Below are 14,682 nucleotides of genomic sequence, written 5' to 3' on the forward strand. Positions count from 1 at the left end.
TCGGGCCACTCAGCTGCGGCGACGTATGATTGACTGACTCGGTCACGCAGTTTCTCCTTGCTTCACCAGCGAGAGACAGCCTTCGGCCAGGCGCTCGGTCGCGTTCAAAGACGCGGCTTGACGTGCCTTGACGGCCATCTCTGCCAGGGTCTCTGGGTAGAGTAATTGTTCCAAAAGGTTACTTAAATAATCAGGCGTCAGCTCGGCCTGAACGATACATAGGGCCGCGCCCGCCTGGACCAGCAAGTCGGCATTTACCCGTTGATGATCGTCCACGGCAAAAGGAAACGGCACCAGCAACGCGGGCTTGGCCGCCGCCGCCAGTTCGGCAATCGTCAGCGCACCGGCTCGGCAAACGACCAGATCCGCCCAGGCATAGGCAGCGGCCATATCATCGATGAACGGCGAAACCTCGGCGACTACCGCCTGTTGAGCATAGGCCTCTGCCGTGGCGAGATCGCGCTCCTTGCCAGCCTGGTGACGCACCTCGGGACGTCGCTCCGGCGGCAGCGCAGCCAAGGCCACAGGCAGGCGCTCGTTCAACGCTACCGCGCCCAGGGAGCCGCCTACCACCAACAGGCGCAGCGGCCTGCCCTGCATGTCGGCCACCTGGCGGGGCTGCTCGCCCAGCGCGGCGATATCATCACGTACCGGGTTGCCGATCACCTCGGCACGCGTGCCAAACGCATTTTCGAACGCGGCATACGTCCGCGTCGCCAGTCGCGACAACACCTTGTTGGTCAGCCCTGCCACGGCATTCTGTTCATGAATGACCAGCGGAATACCTGATAACCGGGCCGCCAGACCGCCAGGGCCGCTGGCGAATCCGCCCAGCCCCACCACGACATCCGGCTTGAAACGCTTGATGACACCACGTGCCTGGAGCACCGCGCGCGACAGGTTGAGCGGTGCCTTGAGCCAGCCAGCGGCGCCATTGCCGCGCAACCCACTGATCGCAATGGTATGCAGCAGAATGCCCGCCTCGGGCACCAGGCGGTTTTCAATTCCCCGTGGGCTACCCAACCACTCCACGGTCACCCCTTGGGCCTGGAGGGCACGCGCCAGCGAGAGCGCCGGAATGACGTGCCCTCCCGTTCCTCCCGCCATGACCAATACCCGTCGACCCGCATGTATCGCCACAAACAGCTCCTTGAATAATTACGTCAACCGCGGCTCTCGGCGAGCACGGTAAGGCGTCGACAATCGGCGCGGGCGATGCCGAGTTTCTGCATCCACCCGGAGCAACAGCCCCACCATCATCCCAGTGACCAGCAGACTGGACCCCCCGTAGCTGATCAGCGGCAGGGTCAGCCCTTTGGTCGGCAGCAAGCCAGCACTCACCGCCATATTGATAAACGCCTGAGCCGCCACGATAAAGCCGATTCCGTAACTCACGTAGGCACCGAACAGATGCCCGGCCAACTCTGCTCGCCGGCCCACCCACATGGCCCGCACGATGAACAGGGTGAACAGCAGCACCACGGCAATCGCTCCGATCATGCCCAGCTCTTCGGCCACCACCGCAAAAATGAAGTCCGTATGGGCTTCAGGGAGATAGTGCAGCTTCTGCACGCTGTTGCCCAATCCGGTGCCGGTCACATGACCACGCCCAAACGCGATCAATGCCTGCGTCAGCTGATACCCGGTGGCGAACTGGTCGGCCCACGGGTCCAGGAAGCTGGTCCAGCGCGCCAGTCGATACGGCTCCATGACGACCATCATCACGGCACCAAACCCCAGTACCCCCCCACTGCCCAGCAACAGCGTCAGCGAAGCGCCACTCATCATCAGCATGCCGATTACACAGACGGCATATACCACCATGCCGCCGAAATCCGGGGCAAGAAACAGCAGGAAGGCAGGAATAGCCAGTACTGCCAAGGGGCGCCACATGGTAAAAGCACGCTGGCGCAATTCGTAAGTGAAGCGCGACATGAACGCTGCCATGTAAAAGATCAGCCCCAGCTTGCCGAATTCCGAGACTTGCAGGCTGGGAAGCGGCCCCGGCAGGGCAATCCAGCGCTTGCTGCCGTTGACTTCTTGACCCACGGCCAGTACCACGACCAGCATGAAGATGCTGAACAGCAGCAGCAATGCCGCGTTCTGACGCCACAGCTCCAGCGGCACACACACCATGAACAGGCATGCCATGATGGCCAGCACCAGAAAAATGCCGTGCTGGCGGGCATAGTGATAGCTATTTTCCAGTAGCCCTATCGACGCGGAGCTGACCATGACCCAGCCCAGCCCCGCCAGCGCGACCGCCGCGACAATCAGCCAGACATCGCAAGGCAGGTGGCGGGTTGCCAGCGCTTCACGCAGTCGTTGCACCCTACTCATTGATTCGTCGCTCATGGGGCACTCTCACGCTGTTTCTGCTCGATCCAGTCGCGAAACAGGTCGCCCCGCGCCTGGTAGTTGGCGAATTGGTCCAGGCTGGCACACGCTGGCGAGAGCAACACACAATCCCCTGGCTCGGCCAGGTGCCATGCTGCTTCCATCGCCTGTGTCAGCGTTTCGACACGCTGAGTGTGAAGGCAAGGGCCAAGCACGCTGTCGAGACGCTCGGCGTCTGCGCCATAGAGTAGCGCGGCCTTTGCATAGCTCGCCAGCGGCGCGGCCAGCGGCGTAAAGTCGGCACCTTTGCCCACGCCACCGGCCAGCAGGATGATCTTGCCTGTGAGCGCGACGCCAATACCATTGATGGCTGCCAGGGTCGCGCCGACGTTGGTCCCTTTGGAATCGTTGACCCAGCGAACCCCGTTCACCTCAGCAACGGCTTCACTACGGTGCGGCAGCCCCTTGAACGTGGTCAACACCTCGCACATGGCCTGACGATCGAAGCCCAGCGCCTGGCCCATGGCCAGCGCTGCCAGCGCGTTCAACTGATTGTGCTGTCCGGTGATGGCCAGCTCATCCACCGCCAGCCACGGCGTCTCGCCGTGCATCAAATAGCGGCGTCCATCGATATCGGCCAACCCCCAGTCACTGCCGGACGGGACACCTACCCCGAAACGCTCGACACGCTCCAGGGCATCCAGAGGCCAGGTCATGGGGTCATCGGCGTTGACCACCGCGTGCTCCGCCCCGATGAAAATGCGCTGCTTCGCCTCACGGTAACCCGCAAGATCGCCATGACGGTCCAGATGATCATCGCATAGATTGAGAAACGCAGCCGACGCCGCCCCCAGGCGAGGCGTCGTTTCCAGTTGAAAGCTGGAGAGTTCGAGGATGAAAAGCTCGGCATCGGGGTGGTCGGCCAACAGATCCAGAGCCGCCGTGCCCAGGTTACCCCCCACGGCAGCGTACACTCCCGAGGCCTTGGCCATTTCGCCTAATAGCGTAGTCACCGTGGACTTGGCATTGGAACCCGTAATCGCCGCCACCGGGGCACGCACCAGACGCCTGAACAGCGCCGTTTCGCCCACCAGTATCGGCTCGCCGGTGGCAGGATTGACGCGCTCCAACAGCCCGTCGAGGCCTGCCGAATGCGGGTCGACGCCCGGACTGACCACCACCTCGTACGCATCGCTGAAATCCAGCTCGCTCAGCGGCCCACAGTGGCAATCAATCGCTGGATAACGCTGCTGGAACGCGGCGAGGCCAGGCGGCATCTCGCGGGTATCGGCCACCATGAAAGGCACTCCATGGCGGTCCAGGTGGCGACAGATCGCCTGACCGGAAATGCCCAGCCCGACAACAACGGTAACACCCTGAGGTACCTTCACCATGAACGACTCCTTGTGCCTGAATCAGAGCGGCCTTGTCCAACCTGACACGGCCACCCTGACACGACTACCCAATGACTAACGCACTTTCAGGGTGGCCAGTCCCAGCAGAACGAGGACAACGGTGATGATCCAGAAACGCACGATCACGCGCGGCTCAGGCCATCCCTTGAGTTCGTAATGGTGATGCAGCGGAGCCATGCGGAAGATACGTCGCCCCGTCAGCTTGTAGGAGCCGACCTGCAGAATGACCGACACGGTTTCCAGCACGAAAATACCGCCCATGATGAACAGCACGATCTCCTGGCGCACGATGACCGCCACCACGCCCAGGGCGGCCCCTAGCGCCAGCGCACCCACATCGCCCATGAACACCTGGGCGGGATAGGTGTTGAACCACAGAAAGCCGAGGCCAGCACCGGCAATCGTGGCACAGAAAATGGCCAGCTCGCCGGTTCCCTGAATGAAGGGAATATGCAGGTAGTTGGCAAATACGGCATTGCCGCTGGCATAGGCAAACACCGCCAGCCCCATGGCCACCAGCACGGTGGGCATGATGGCCAGACCGTCCAGGCCATCGGTCAGGTTGACGGCATTGGAGCTACCGACGATGACGAAGTAGCTCAATACGATGTAGAACAAGCCCAACGGCAGCGCAACATCCTTGAACAGCGGAATGAGCAGGCTGGTTTCGGCGGGCGTGGTGGCCGTGGCGTACAGAATGATGGCGGCTCCCAGGCCGACCACCGACTGCCAGAAATACTTCCAACGTGCAGGCAGGCCTCGCGGGTTCTTTTCGACCACTTTACGATAATCGTCGACCCACCCGATGGCGCCAAAGCCCAGCGTCACCAGCAGCACGATCCAGACGTAATAGTTGGTCAGGTCACCCCACAGCAAGGTGCTGATCGCAATCGCCAGCAGGATCATGGCGCCGCCCATGGTCGGCGTACCTGCCTTGGAAAGATGCGACTGTGGGCCGTCGTCTCGGACGGCCTGGCCAATCTGCCCTTCGACCAGGCGACGTATCACCCAAGGCCCCAGCCAAAGGCACAGCATCAGCGCGGTGAGCGCAGCGAGAATGACGCGCAGCGTCAAATAATTGAACACCTGAAACGCAGTTTGGAATTGAGCTAGAAAATTCGCCAAATGAAGTAACATGAACGGCGCTTACCTTGTGTCATCCGCACGCAGCGCAGCAATGACTCTTTCCATGCCGGCACTGCGCGATCCTTTCGCCAGCAGCGTGGCGTCAGGTGGCAGAGAATTAATAACATGACGCACTAGCGTCTCGTGGTCGTCGAAGTGCAGCCCGCGACCAAAGGCATCCGAGGCAGCCTTGGCTGCCTCGCCAACCGTCAACAGCATGTCCAGCCCCAGCGACGCAGCATACGCTCCTACGTCGGCATGCAGCCGTTCAGATTCATCTCCCAGCTCTCCCATCGCGCCCAGGGCGCACCAGCGAGGGGCAGGAAAGCTCGCCAAGGCATCCAGAGCCGCCTTGACCGCGCCAGGGTTGGCATTGTAGGTGTCGTCCAGCAGCGTCGTGCCGCGAATGCCGGGCACCACGCTCAAGCGGCCCTGCAATGCCGACAACCGATTCAGCCCAGCCACGACCTGCGAGGCAGGGACACTCAGCGCCAGGGCGGCGGCAGCGGCGGCCAAGGCGTTACTGACGTTATGCTTACCGATCAGGGGTAGCGTTACGCGCCCCAACGGCTCACCTCCGACAACGAGCGTGAAAGCATAACGCCCCTGTGAGTCGCAGGAAAGAGCCGAAGCGTTTACGTCCGCATTGCCCTGCACCCCGTAGCTGACCACTCGGCGGGGGGCCGCACAGGCCGCCCAGAAAGGGAAGTAGCGATCATCGGCATTGATGATGGCCACGCCATCCTGATCGAGCCCTGACAGAATTTCGCTCTTGGCCTGGGCAATCTGACCCATGCCACCAAACTCACCTACATGAGCGCCCGTCACGTTGGTGATGATGGCCACCCTGGGGGCCGCCAAACCAACGGTCCAGGCGATTTCACCCAAATGATTGGCCCCCAGTTCGATGACACCCGCCTGGTGCTGTGACCCAAGACGTAACAGTGTCAGCGGCGCCCCGATATCGTTATTGAGGTTGCCGATGGTCGCCAGCACCTCACCGAGTGGCGCCAACAGGGCTGCCACCATCTCCTTGACCGTGGTTTTTCCGCTATTCCCCGTGACCGCCACCAGCGGCAGCGTAAAGCGTCGCCGCCATGCGCCCGCCAACAGCCCCAGCCCCAAGCGCGTATCCGGGTAGCGCAATTGCGGCAGCGGACTCTCCACGGGATGCTCCACCAGTGCCGCCACGGCGCCCAGCTCTCGAGCCTGTTCGACGAAATCGTGACCATCGAAACGCGGGCCTTTCAGGGCAATGAACAGGCAACCCGGCACGATCTGGCGGGTATCCGTCACTACCTGGCTGATCGCAACGTCAGTCGCTTCGCTTGCCAACGGAATACTCAGCGCCGCAGCCACTCCGCCAAGGGTCCACATCAGCGGCCACCTCGCGCCCGAATGGCTTGCTGCACCTGCTCGTCATCCTGGTAGGCGTGTCGAACACCCTCGACTTCCTGATAAGCTTCATGACCCTTGCCAGCCACCAGCACCACATCCTGAGAACCTGCCTGAGCCACGGCATGCAGGATGGCCTGACGCCGATCGCCAATTTCTTCCACCCGCTGCGGCTCGTGAAAACCCGCCAAAATTTGCTGACGAATCTCGGCGGCAGATTCACGGCGAGGATTGTCGTCGGTCACCACCACACGGTCGGCCAGCCGCTCGGCTACCTTGGCCATTTCCGCGCGCTTTCCGGTATCGCGCTCACCACCACAGCCAAACAGGCACCAGAGCTTTCCTTGGCTGCCCAAGTGATCACGCAGTGCTTCCAGCGCATTTTGCAGCGCGTCAGGCGTGTGGGCATAATCCACCACGACACAAGGGGCTTCGCCCCCGCCAAAGCGCGTCATGCGACCCGGCACCGGGCTCAACTTGGTCGCCGCCTCGAATAGCGCGTCCAGCGACTCGCCCAGCCCGTACAACACGCTGATGGCCAGCAGCACGTTATCCAGGTTGAAGCGCCCCAGCAGCGGCAATTCGAGCGCTTTCTCGCCCTCGGGCGTGGCAATCAGAGCCTGCTGACCGGTTTCCAACGGATGCCAATCGAGGATACGCAGCGTTACCGCCTCATCACTGCCCGTCGCCAGCACACGCACATGGGATTCGCACCCTGCCAGCATCAGCCGAGCCAGGGAGTCGTCACCGTTGACCACCGCCAGGGTCAGCTCAGGACGACGGAACAGCTTGGCCTTGGCCGCAGCATAGGCCGCCATGCTGCCGTGATAGTCCAGATGATCCCGGGTCAGATTGGTGAACACGCCGACCGTCACGTTCACTGCTTCCAGACGGTGCTGGTCCAGCGCATGGGAAGAGGCCTCCAGCGCTACACGCTGGACCCCTTGGCGCCCTAGCTGACCCAGGGTGGCCTGCAACGCCAGCGGCCCGGGCGTCGTCAGCCCGGTATCCATTAGCTGCCCCGGGCGCCCAACGCCCAGGGTGCCTATCACTCCAGCCCGAGTGCCCAAGCGCTCACTCAATGCCGCGATATAATGCGTGACCGAGCTTTTGCCGTTGGTTCCCGTGACTGCGATCACCTCCAGGCCATCAGGCACTTGATAAAGCGAGCGCCCCAGCTCACCCAGCCGCAGTGCCAGATGAGGCAACGAAAGCACCTTGCCCTGCAGCATCAACTCGGCCTGCCGCGTATGCGTCAGCACCAGCGAGGCGCCTCTCTCCAGGGCTTGCTCGATATACTCGCGGCCATCCCCTTGACTACCGGGCACCGCCACGAAGACATCTCCTTGTGCCACCTTGCGCGAATCGGTCACCAGATCGAGCGACACGGGCAGCGGCGGCAGCTCCGGCAAGCCAGCGCCTGGCCACACCGCCTTGAGGGCGGCCCGAAACTGGTCGAGGCTCACAGTCATGCCTACTCCTTGAAAGCTATTCAACGTCATGATCAGGCGGCACATCCAGCAGCCGCAGCGCGTTGCCGGTGACGCTGGAAAATACGGGGGCCGCCACCGCCCCGCCATAAAACTGTCCCGCCCGAGGATTATCGATCATCACCACCGTGACGATGCGCGGATCAGAGATAGGTGCTATGCCAGCAAAGACGCTGCGATAGGCATCCGTGGCGTAACCCTGCTGGCTGGTCTTGCGCACCGTACCGGTCTTGCCGCCCACTCGGTAGCCCTCTACCCGAGCACGCCGCCCACCAGAGTAGGCCCCCACGGACGTTTCCAGCACGTCCAGAAGGTCATCGGCCACGCTAGGCGAGATGGCAGGAATGCCCTGTGGAGGCTCGGACAACCTCAACAGCGAGGGCGGCAGGCGCTCACCGCCGTTGGCCAATGCCGTGTAGGCACTGGCAATCTGCAGCGCAGAGGTCGACAGACCATAGCCATAGGAGAGCGCCGCACGCTCACTGCGCGACCACCGCACCGGTGCCGGGAGGCTACCCGTGGACTCGCCAGGAAAACCGGTACCCGGCCCCTGCCCGAAGCCCAACTGATTGTACTTTTCCCAGATCGCCGTATCGCTGAGCTGAAGCGCCAACCGCGACATACCGATGTTGGAAGATTTTTCCAGAATACCCGCCAGATCCAACTGCCCGTAATTACGGATATCACGAATGGTGAACTGGTCGATGCGCATCCAGCCCGGCGACGTATCGACGACCACATCGCGGTCAAATACGCCGCTTTCGAGAATCGCCGCCATGGCCAGCGGCTTCATGACCGACCCGGGTTCGAAGACATCCACCAGGGCCTGATTGCGCAGCCCTCGAGGATCGAGCCCTGCACGGTTGTTGGGGTTGTAGGAGGGCAGGTTGGCCATGGCCAGCACCTCGCCAGTGCGTGCATCCATCATGACCAGCACGCCGCCGTCCGCCTCGTGCTCGGCAACGGCGGCGCGCAGTTCACGATAGGCCATGTACTGAATGCGCTGATCGATGGAAAGCGTCAGCTCGCCCCCCGGCTGGGCATCACGGATCACTCCCAGTTCACGCACCAGACGCCCCCGCCGATCCTTGATGACGCGCCGCTGGCCGGGGTGACCAGCCAGATAAGGTTGATAAGCAAGCTCCAACCCCTCCTGCCCCACGTCATCGACGTTGGTGACGCCCAGCAGTTGGGCCACCACTTCCCCTGCCGGGTAATAGCGCTTGTACTCCCGCTGCGGATACACCCCGGGGGTGCGCAGATCCAGCACTCGCTGCGCAGCTTCCGGGGTCATATGGCGACGCAGATACATGAATTCTCGACTGGCAAAGCGCGCGACCCGGGCATCGAAATCATCCAGCGACATCCCCAGGGCCTGGGCCAGCATGACTCGCTGAATGGCGTCGCCAGGCAACTCTTGCGGGTTGGCCCACAGGGTAACCACAGGCGTCGAGATGGCCAATGGCTCACCATTGCGGTCGGTGATCATGCCGCGATGTGCCGGAATGGCCTCATGACGCAGGGTGCGCGCGTCCCCTTGGCTTTGCAAAAAGGGGCGGTCGATGACCTGGAGCAGCGTGATACGACCGATCAGAATGGCAGAGGCCAGCCCTACCACCAGCAAGATGAAAAAGAAACGACCGCCAGCCAAGGGCGGTGCAATGGGATATTGACGGGACTTCCCTCCCCGACCTTCGCGTCTCATGGACGAATAACCTCAACATCGTTGACGTCTGGAATACGCATTTCTAGCCGTTCCGTGGCGATTTGCTCGATGCGTGCCGGTGTCGACCAGGCACCCTCTTCCAATAACAGCTGCCCCCATTCGGTTTGCAGCTGATTCTTCTCCTGCTCCAGACGCTGCAGCTCGGCAAACTGGACCCGAGTCATGTGGGTGGTCATCACCACCGACAACGCCGTCAGCAGACATAAGGCAAACAGGGCGACCAACAGCAGCGGCCAGAGGCGCAGACGCACTTGAAATGGCCACTCGGCCTGCAACGTAGACAGCCATCGTTCGAAGCGATCAAGGCTCATGGTCACGCTCGCTTACGGGCGGCACGCATGACGGCACTGCGGGCCCGGGGATTGGCATCCACCTCTTCGTCGCTGGGACGGTTCCCCTTGCCCAAGGCCTCGAGGCGGCGATTCAACTGATCATCACGGATGGGAACGCCACGCGGCAGATGGGTATCTCCGCGTACATGGTGGCGAATGAAGCGCTTGACGCGGCGGTCTTCCAGCGAATGAAAGCTGATGACCACCAGATGCCCACCCGGCGCCAAGGCTTCCAGGGCCGCTTCCAAAGCGCCATCCAGCTGTTCCAGCTCGCCGTTGAGGTAAATACGCAGTCCCTGAAACGCCTTGGTCGCCGGGTGCTTGCCCTTTTCCCAGGCGGGATGGGCTGCCTTGAGGACGTCGGCCAGATCCACGGTGTGCGTGAAAGGTTGCTCGACGCGCCGCTTGACCACGGCATTGGCCAACCGCTTGGCGTAGCGCTCTTCGCCATAGGTCTTGAAGACGCTGGCTATCTCGGATTCGCTGGCACGGGCCAGAAAGCTTGCTGCACTCTCGCCTTGCGTGGGATCCATGCGCATGTCCAACGGGCCATTGCGCATGAAGCTGAAACCACGCTCGGGATCGTCCAACTGCGGCGACGACACGCCGATATCCAGCAGGATGCCCGACAACCGACCATGTACGCCCTGCTCTTGGGCGAATTCCGCCAGCCGCGCAAATTCACGACGAGTGATCTCAAAACGCGAGTCGGTGATTTCCGCAGCGGCGGCAATGGCCTGTGGGTCGCGGTCCATGGCCAACAAGCGGCCCTGTTCACTCAACCGCGACAGGATGAGACGCGAGTGCCCCCCACGGCCGAACGTGCCGTCCAGATAGACACCGTCGGGATCATGGATCAACGCATCGACGGCCCCGTCCAATAACACGCTGGTGTGACGAAAACGGGAAGCGACCTGATCGGCGTCGGCAGAAGGCATGTTACTCTCACACAAAATTTGGGAAGGCGTGCCCTGCACGCCTTTCATGGAAATGGGGAGTCGGCCGATAAGCCGGGTTCTGTCGTGGACAGTCATTCCTCTAGGCGCTGCGTCACCACAGCGCTCAAGCAACCTACCCGGACCCAGCGCGGGCCACGCCATTGGGTCCCTATTTGGTCTTGCTCCGAGTGGGGTTTACCATGCCACGCACTGTTGCCAGGCGCGCGGTGCGCTCTTACCGCACCCTTTCACCCTTACCGGTTCCTGAGGTTGATGTCAGAAACTTAGGCGGTCTACTCTCTGCTGCACTTTCCGTCGGCTCTCGCCGCCCAGGCGTTACCTGGCACTCTGCCCTGTGGAGCCCGGACTTTCCTCCCCTAACGGCTCTTGCGAGCATATTAGCGGCGACTGTCTGGCCAACTCCGGCGGCAAGCATACCAGCGCCCCGCCCTGGCCTCAATGCTCGCCTTTGATTGCCTGCAATCTGGCATACCACTGCTGCTTGCGCCCCCCCATCAATCGCGCCGCCACCGCCGCTCCCTGCTTGACCCCGACACCTTCGGCCAATAGCGCCGCCAGCAGCGCATCTGCCTCCACGGACTGCTCATCACCCTGCTCGACGGGCGCCGCTCCGGCAATGACGATCACGAACTCACCACGCGCCTGATTGGCATCTTGCTCCATCTGTTCCAGCAGCTGCGCAGGCGTTCCCTGCAAAAACGTCTCGAAAGTCTTGGTCAGTTCCCTGGCCAGCACCACGCTGCGCTCGGGCATCTGCTCTGCCAGCGCCTCCAGCGTCGCCAGGATACGATGAGGCGACTCGTAAAACACCAGCGTCTCCTCCCGGGCCACCCACCGTTCCAGCGCCTGCCGCCTGCCACTGGACTTGGCAGGCAAAAAACCGCCAAAAGTGAAGCGATCCGTGGGCAGGCCAGCTGCCGACAGCGCCGTGATCAAGGCACAAGGACCAGGCAAGGGCACCACATGACGCCCACGCGCACGCAGCTCGCGCACCAGCACGAATCCCGGATCACAGATCAGCGGCGTGCCGGCATCACTGATCAGAGCGATGTCTTCCCCTGCCACAAGATAACGATCCAGGCTATCCACGCGCTGCGCTTCGTTATGCTCATGCAGTGATATCATGGGGGTATTGACCCCCAGATGGGCCAACAAACGTCCGCTATGGCGCGTATCCTCGGCGGCGATGCGCGCCACACTGGCAAGTATCCGAGCGGCGCGAGGCGACAGATCGTCCAAATTCCCAATTGGCGTAGCAACCACGTACAATGTGCCCGGAGGTTGGTGTGTCATCGTGACTCCCGATTTATTAATAGCTTGCCCTGACGGTGCGCTATGCTTACTCAACGTGAGATCAACCTGCTCATAGGCCGCGACAGCGCAAATGGAAACTAAGGAAGGATACATGAAACAGTCACTTCGTGGCCTGTTGGCCACTGCCTTCATGGCACTTCTCATCACCGGCTGTGCCATGCAGCCGCCCAGCGTCGTTGACCGAGCCCCCGATCAGGACGCAGGACGACTGCTCAGCCAGGCAGAGCAGCAGGCTCCCGAACAGGCTGCCCAAACGCGCCTGGAAGCGGCCAACATCCTGGCCCGCCAGGGTCAGCGAGAGAGCGCTTTCGAGGCCGCCAGCAGCATCGATGAAGCCCAACTGGGCGATACCGATCGCTTGCGCTGGGCCATGCTGTTCTCGGAACTGGCCCGCGGCATGAACGACCCGCAAGCGGTCCTGCGCGCCACGCAAGTACTGGATGACGAACTGCCCATGCAGGCCAATCAGCAGCAAACGCTGGCAGAGCGTCGCCAATGGGCCCAGGAAGCGCTGGACCAACGCCCTGACGACGTGCAAGTCGCGCTGCCGGAGCTGGAAGGCACCGACGTGCGACGCATCGCCGTAGCCCTGCCGGAATCCGGCCCTCTGAGCAGCGTGGCCGGTACGCTGACCACGGCCATGCGCCGCCACAATGAGATCAGCAATGATGGCGTACAGCTGACCTTCATCGACGCCTCCCAGTACTCTCTGGATGAAATCTACAGCCGTGCCGAACAAATGAACGCACAGCTGTTGATCGGCCCGCTCGACAAGGATCAGGTGACCCAGCTGGAACAGCGCGACAGCGTTCCGCTGCCCACACTGGCGCTCAACTACGGCAACAATGCCAGCAATCAGGCCCAGCGCCTGCTGCAGTATGGCCTGTCAGCCGAAGACGAAGCACGCCAGGCAGCCCGCCGTGCTTATCAGGACGGGCACCGCCAGGTAGCCGTCATGGTGCCGGATAACGACTGGGGGCGCCGAGTGGGCGAAGCCTTCTGGAACGAGTACCAGCGCCTGGGCGGCGAAGTCACCAATGCCGTGCGCTACAACCCGAGCAGCCCGGTGTCCAATGCCGTCCAAACTGCACTGAACGTCAGCGGCGAACGGGCTCGCCTGGGCAACATCGACGCCCTGTTCCTGCTCGCCTTGCCCGACTACGCGCGCCAGGTGCCGCCCACCATGGATTACTATTACGCACCTGACCTGCCGATCTACGCCACCTCGCACCTGCATGAAGGCCGCCGACAGACTCGTCTGGACCAGGACCTCAACGACGTCATGTTCATGGACATCCCCTGGCAGATTCCTGACGCAGCCGTCGGTGGAGAGGAAGTTTTGCCCTTCTACGCTACCTACCAACAGCTGCGCGAAGAGTCCGACGCCTCCATGTTCCGCCTCATGGCCATGGGCGTCGATGCCTACGAGCTGGCCAAACGCATGTCGGACCTCTCGGACATCAATGGCCTGAACGGCAGCACCGGTCGCATGTCATTGGCCAGCGACGGCCGCATTCATCGCGAACTCCCGTGGGCAAAGTTCCAGAACGGTACGCCCGCGCCCATCCTGATCCCTGGCCTCTTGGGCAATGAGCCGTAGCCCGCAAAGCGCACGCTACCGAGGAGCAGCCATTGAGCGAATCGCCGCTCAATGGCTGCAGGAGAAAGGCCTTCGGCTAGTGGCCAGCAACCACCACGTGAAGGGAGGCGAACTGGACCTGATCATGTATGATCGGGATATTCTGGTGTTCATCGAGGTCAAACACCGCGCCACCACGGAGCACGGGCATCCACTGGAGACCGTGACGGCACAGAAACGTCGCCGTCTGGTAAAGGCTGCCACGCTTTATATTGCAAGGCATGGCCTCGACTGCCCCTGCCGCTTTGATATTCTAGCGATCACAGGTATGCCACCCGAGCTGACGTTCGAATGGGAACAAGCGGCTTTTGACGCTTATTAATACTCTATAACCGGGAAGCCCTGATGGACTTTCAATCTCGCATTCTCAATCACTTCAATGCCAGCATTGATACCAAGACCTATGCCAGCGAGGTGCTGCCACCGTTTATCGAAGTGGCCAGCCAAATGATGGTTCAGTGCCTGGTCAACGAAGGCAAGATCCTGGCCTGCGGCAATGGCGGCAGCGCAGGCGACAGCCAGCACTTCTCTTCGGAACTGCTCAACCGCTTCGAGCGCGAGCGCCCCAGCCTGCCTGCGCTGGCATTGACCACCGACACGTCGACGCTCACCTCCATCGCCAACGACTACAGCTACAACGAAGTATTTTCCAAACAGATTCGTGCGCTGGGTCAACCGGGCGATGTCCTGCTGGCCATCTCGACCAGCGGCAACTCCGCCAATATCGTTCAAGCCATCCAGGCAGCCCATGATCGCGACATGACGGTGGTGGCTCTCACAGGGCGTGACGGTGGCAACATGGCGTCGCTGCTTGGCCAGGATGACTGTGAAATACGCGTGCCCGCCACCTCGACGGCGCGCATACAGGAAGTCCATCTGCTGGTCATTCACTGTCTGTGTGATTTAATTGACGAACAGCTGTTTGGCGGCGCTGCCTGACAGCGCGCTCA

13 protein-coding genes and 1 other RNA gene are annotated in these 14,682 nt (G+C 61.9%); 3 read left to right on the top strand and 11 right to left on the bottom strand.

The annotated features are described in order from the left end of the window. Positions 1-42: 42 nt before the first annotated feature. The 11 genes from murG to rsmI form a co-directional block, all read right to left on the bottom strand. Positions 43-1,140, bottom strand: a complete 1,098-nt coding sequence (murG, locus tag IE091_RS03800; RefSeq protein WP_268246854.1) for an undecaprenyldiphospho-muramoylpentapeptide beta-N-acetylglucosaminyltransferase — start codon at positions 1,138-1,140, stop codon at positions 43-45. An 18-nt stretch (positions 1,141-1,158) separates the two neighbouring features. Continuing rightward, the gene (gene ftsW / locus IE091_RS03805) at positions 1,159-2,340 is read right to left on the bottom strand and encodes a putative lipid II flippase FtsW (RefSeq protein WP_039177381.1); all 1,182 of its coding nucleotides are present in this window, start codon (positions 2,338-2,340) and stop codon (positions 1,159-1,161) included. 11 nt (positions 2,341-2,351) lie between these two features. Further along, positions 2,352-3,731: a UDP-N-acetylmuramoyl-L-alanine--D-glutamate ligase gene (murD, locus tag IE091_RS03810; protein ID WP_039177384.1), complete on the bottom strand. Its 1,380-nt coding sequence runs from the start codon at positions 3,729-3,731 to the stop codon at positions 2,352-2,354. A gap of 75 nt (positions 3,732-3,806) precedes the next feature. Then, positions 3,807-4,889, bottom strand: a complete 1,083-nt coding sequence (gene mraY, locus IE091_RS03815) for a phospho-N-acetylmuramoyl-pentapeptide-transferase (protein WP_039177387.1) — start codon at positions 4,887-4,889, stop codon at positions 3,807-3,809. A gap of 9 nt (positions 4,890-4,898) precedes the next feature. Beyond that, a complete protein-coding gene (locus IE091_RS03820) occupies positions 4,899-6,257 on the bottom strand; it encodes a UDP-N-acetylmuramoyl-tripeptide--D-alanyl-D-alanine ligase (RefSeq protein WP_189462928.1) in 1,359 nt (452 codons plus the stop codon). Beyond that, positions 6,254-7,744 carry a UDP-N-acetylmuramoyl-L-alanyl-D-glutamate--2,6-diaminopimelate ligase gene (locus IE091_RS03825; protein ID WP_189462880.1) on the bottom strand — a complete coding sequence of 497 codons (1,491 nt, stop codon included), beginning with the start codon at positions 7,742-7,744 and terminating at the stop codon, positions 6,254-6,256. The genes IE091_RS03820 and IE091_RS03825 overlap by 4 nt, the downstream gene beginning before the upstream one ends. A gap of 16 nt (positions 7,745-7,760) precedes the next feature. Continuing rightward, positions 7,761-9,467, bottom strand: coding sequence for a peptidoglycan D,D-transpeptidase FtsI family protein (locus IE091_RS03830; protein WP_039177394.1), 1,707 nt, complete (start codon positions 9,465-9,467; stop codon positions 7,761-7,763). Next, complete coding sequence (gene ftsL / locus IE091_RS03835) at positions 9,464-9,799, bottom strand: cell division protein FtsL (RefSeq protein WP_039177396.1); 336 nt, start codon at positions 9,797-9,799, stop codon at positions 9,464-9,466. Before ftsL ends, IE091_RS03830 begins: the two co-directional genes overlap by 4 nt. Positions 9,800-9,801: 2 nt before the next feature. After that, positions 9,802-10,758: a 16S rRNA (cytosine(1402)-N(4))-methyltransferase RsmH gene (gene rsmH, locus IE091_RS03840; protein ID WP_186299145.1), complete on the bottom strand. Its 957-nt coding sequence runs from the start codon at positions 10,756-10,758 to the stop codon at positions 9,802-9,804. Positions 10,759-10,810: 52 nt separating this feature from the next. After that, positions 10,811-11,182, bottom strand: an RNA gene (gene rnpB, locus IE091_RS03845) — RNase P RNA component class A. A gap of 32 nt (positions 11,183-11,214) precedes the next feature. Further along, positions 11,215-12,072, bottom strand: coding sequence for a 16S rRNA (cytidine(1402)-2'-O)-methyltransferase (gene rsmI, locus IE091_RS03850; protein ID WP_039177401.1), 858 nt, complete (start codon positions 12,070-12,072; stop codon positions 11,215-11,217). A 112-nt stretch (positions 12,073-12,184) separates the two neighbouring features. On the opposite strand from rsmI, the gene IE091_RS03855 reads away from it, so the two are divergent. From IE091_RS03855 to IE091_RS03865, 3 genes are read left to right on the top strand one after another with little or no spacing between them, the layout of a single operon-like run. Beyond that, entirely contained in the window at positions 12,185-13,693 is a 1,509-nt protein-coding gene (locus IE091_RS03855) for a penicillin-binding protein activator (protein ID WP_039177404.1), read from the top strand. Further along, complete coding sequence (locus tag IE091_RS03860) at positions 13,683-14,054, top strand: YraN family protein (RefSeq protein WP_039177406.1); 372 nt, start codon at positions 13,683-13,685, stop codon at positions 14,052-14,054. The genes IE091_RS03855 and IE091_RS03860 overlap by 11 nt, the downstream gene beginning before the upstream one ends. Positions 14,055-14,077: 23 nt before the next feature. Next, positions 14,078-14,671 carry a phosphoheptose isomerase gene (locus IE091_RS03865; protein ID WP_016913507.1) on the top strand — a complete coding sequence of 198 codons (594 nt, stop codon included), beginning with the start codon at positions 14,078-14,080 and terminating at the stop codon, positions 14,669-14,671. Positions 14,672-14,682 lie beyond the last annotated feature (11 nt).

Origin of the sequence: Vreelandella hamiltonii (assembly GCF_014651775.1) — a bacterium.
In the GTDB taxonomy this organism is placed as follows: domain Bacteria; phylum Pseudomonadota; class Gammaproteobacteria; order Pseudomonadales; family Halomonadaceae; genus Vreelandella; species Vreelandella hamiltonii.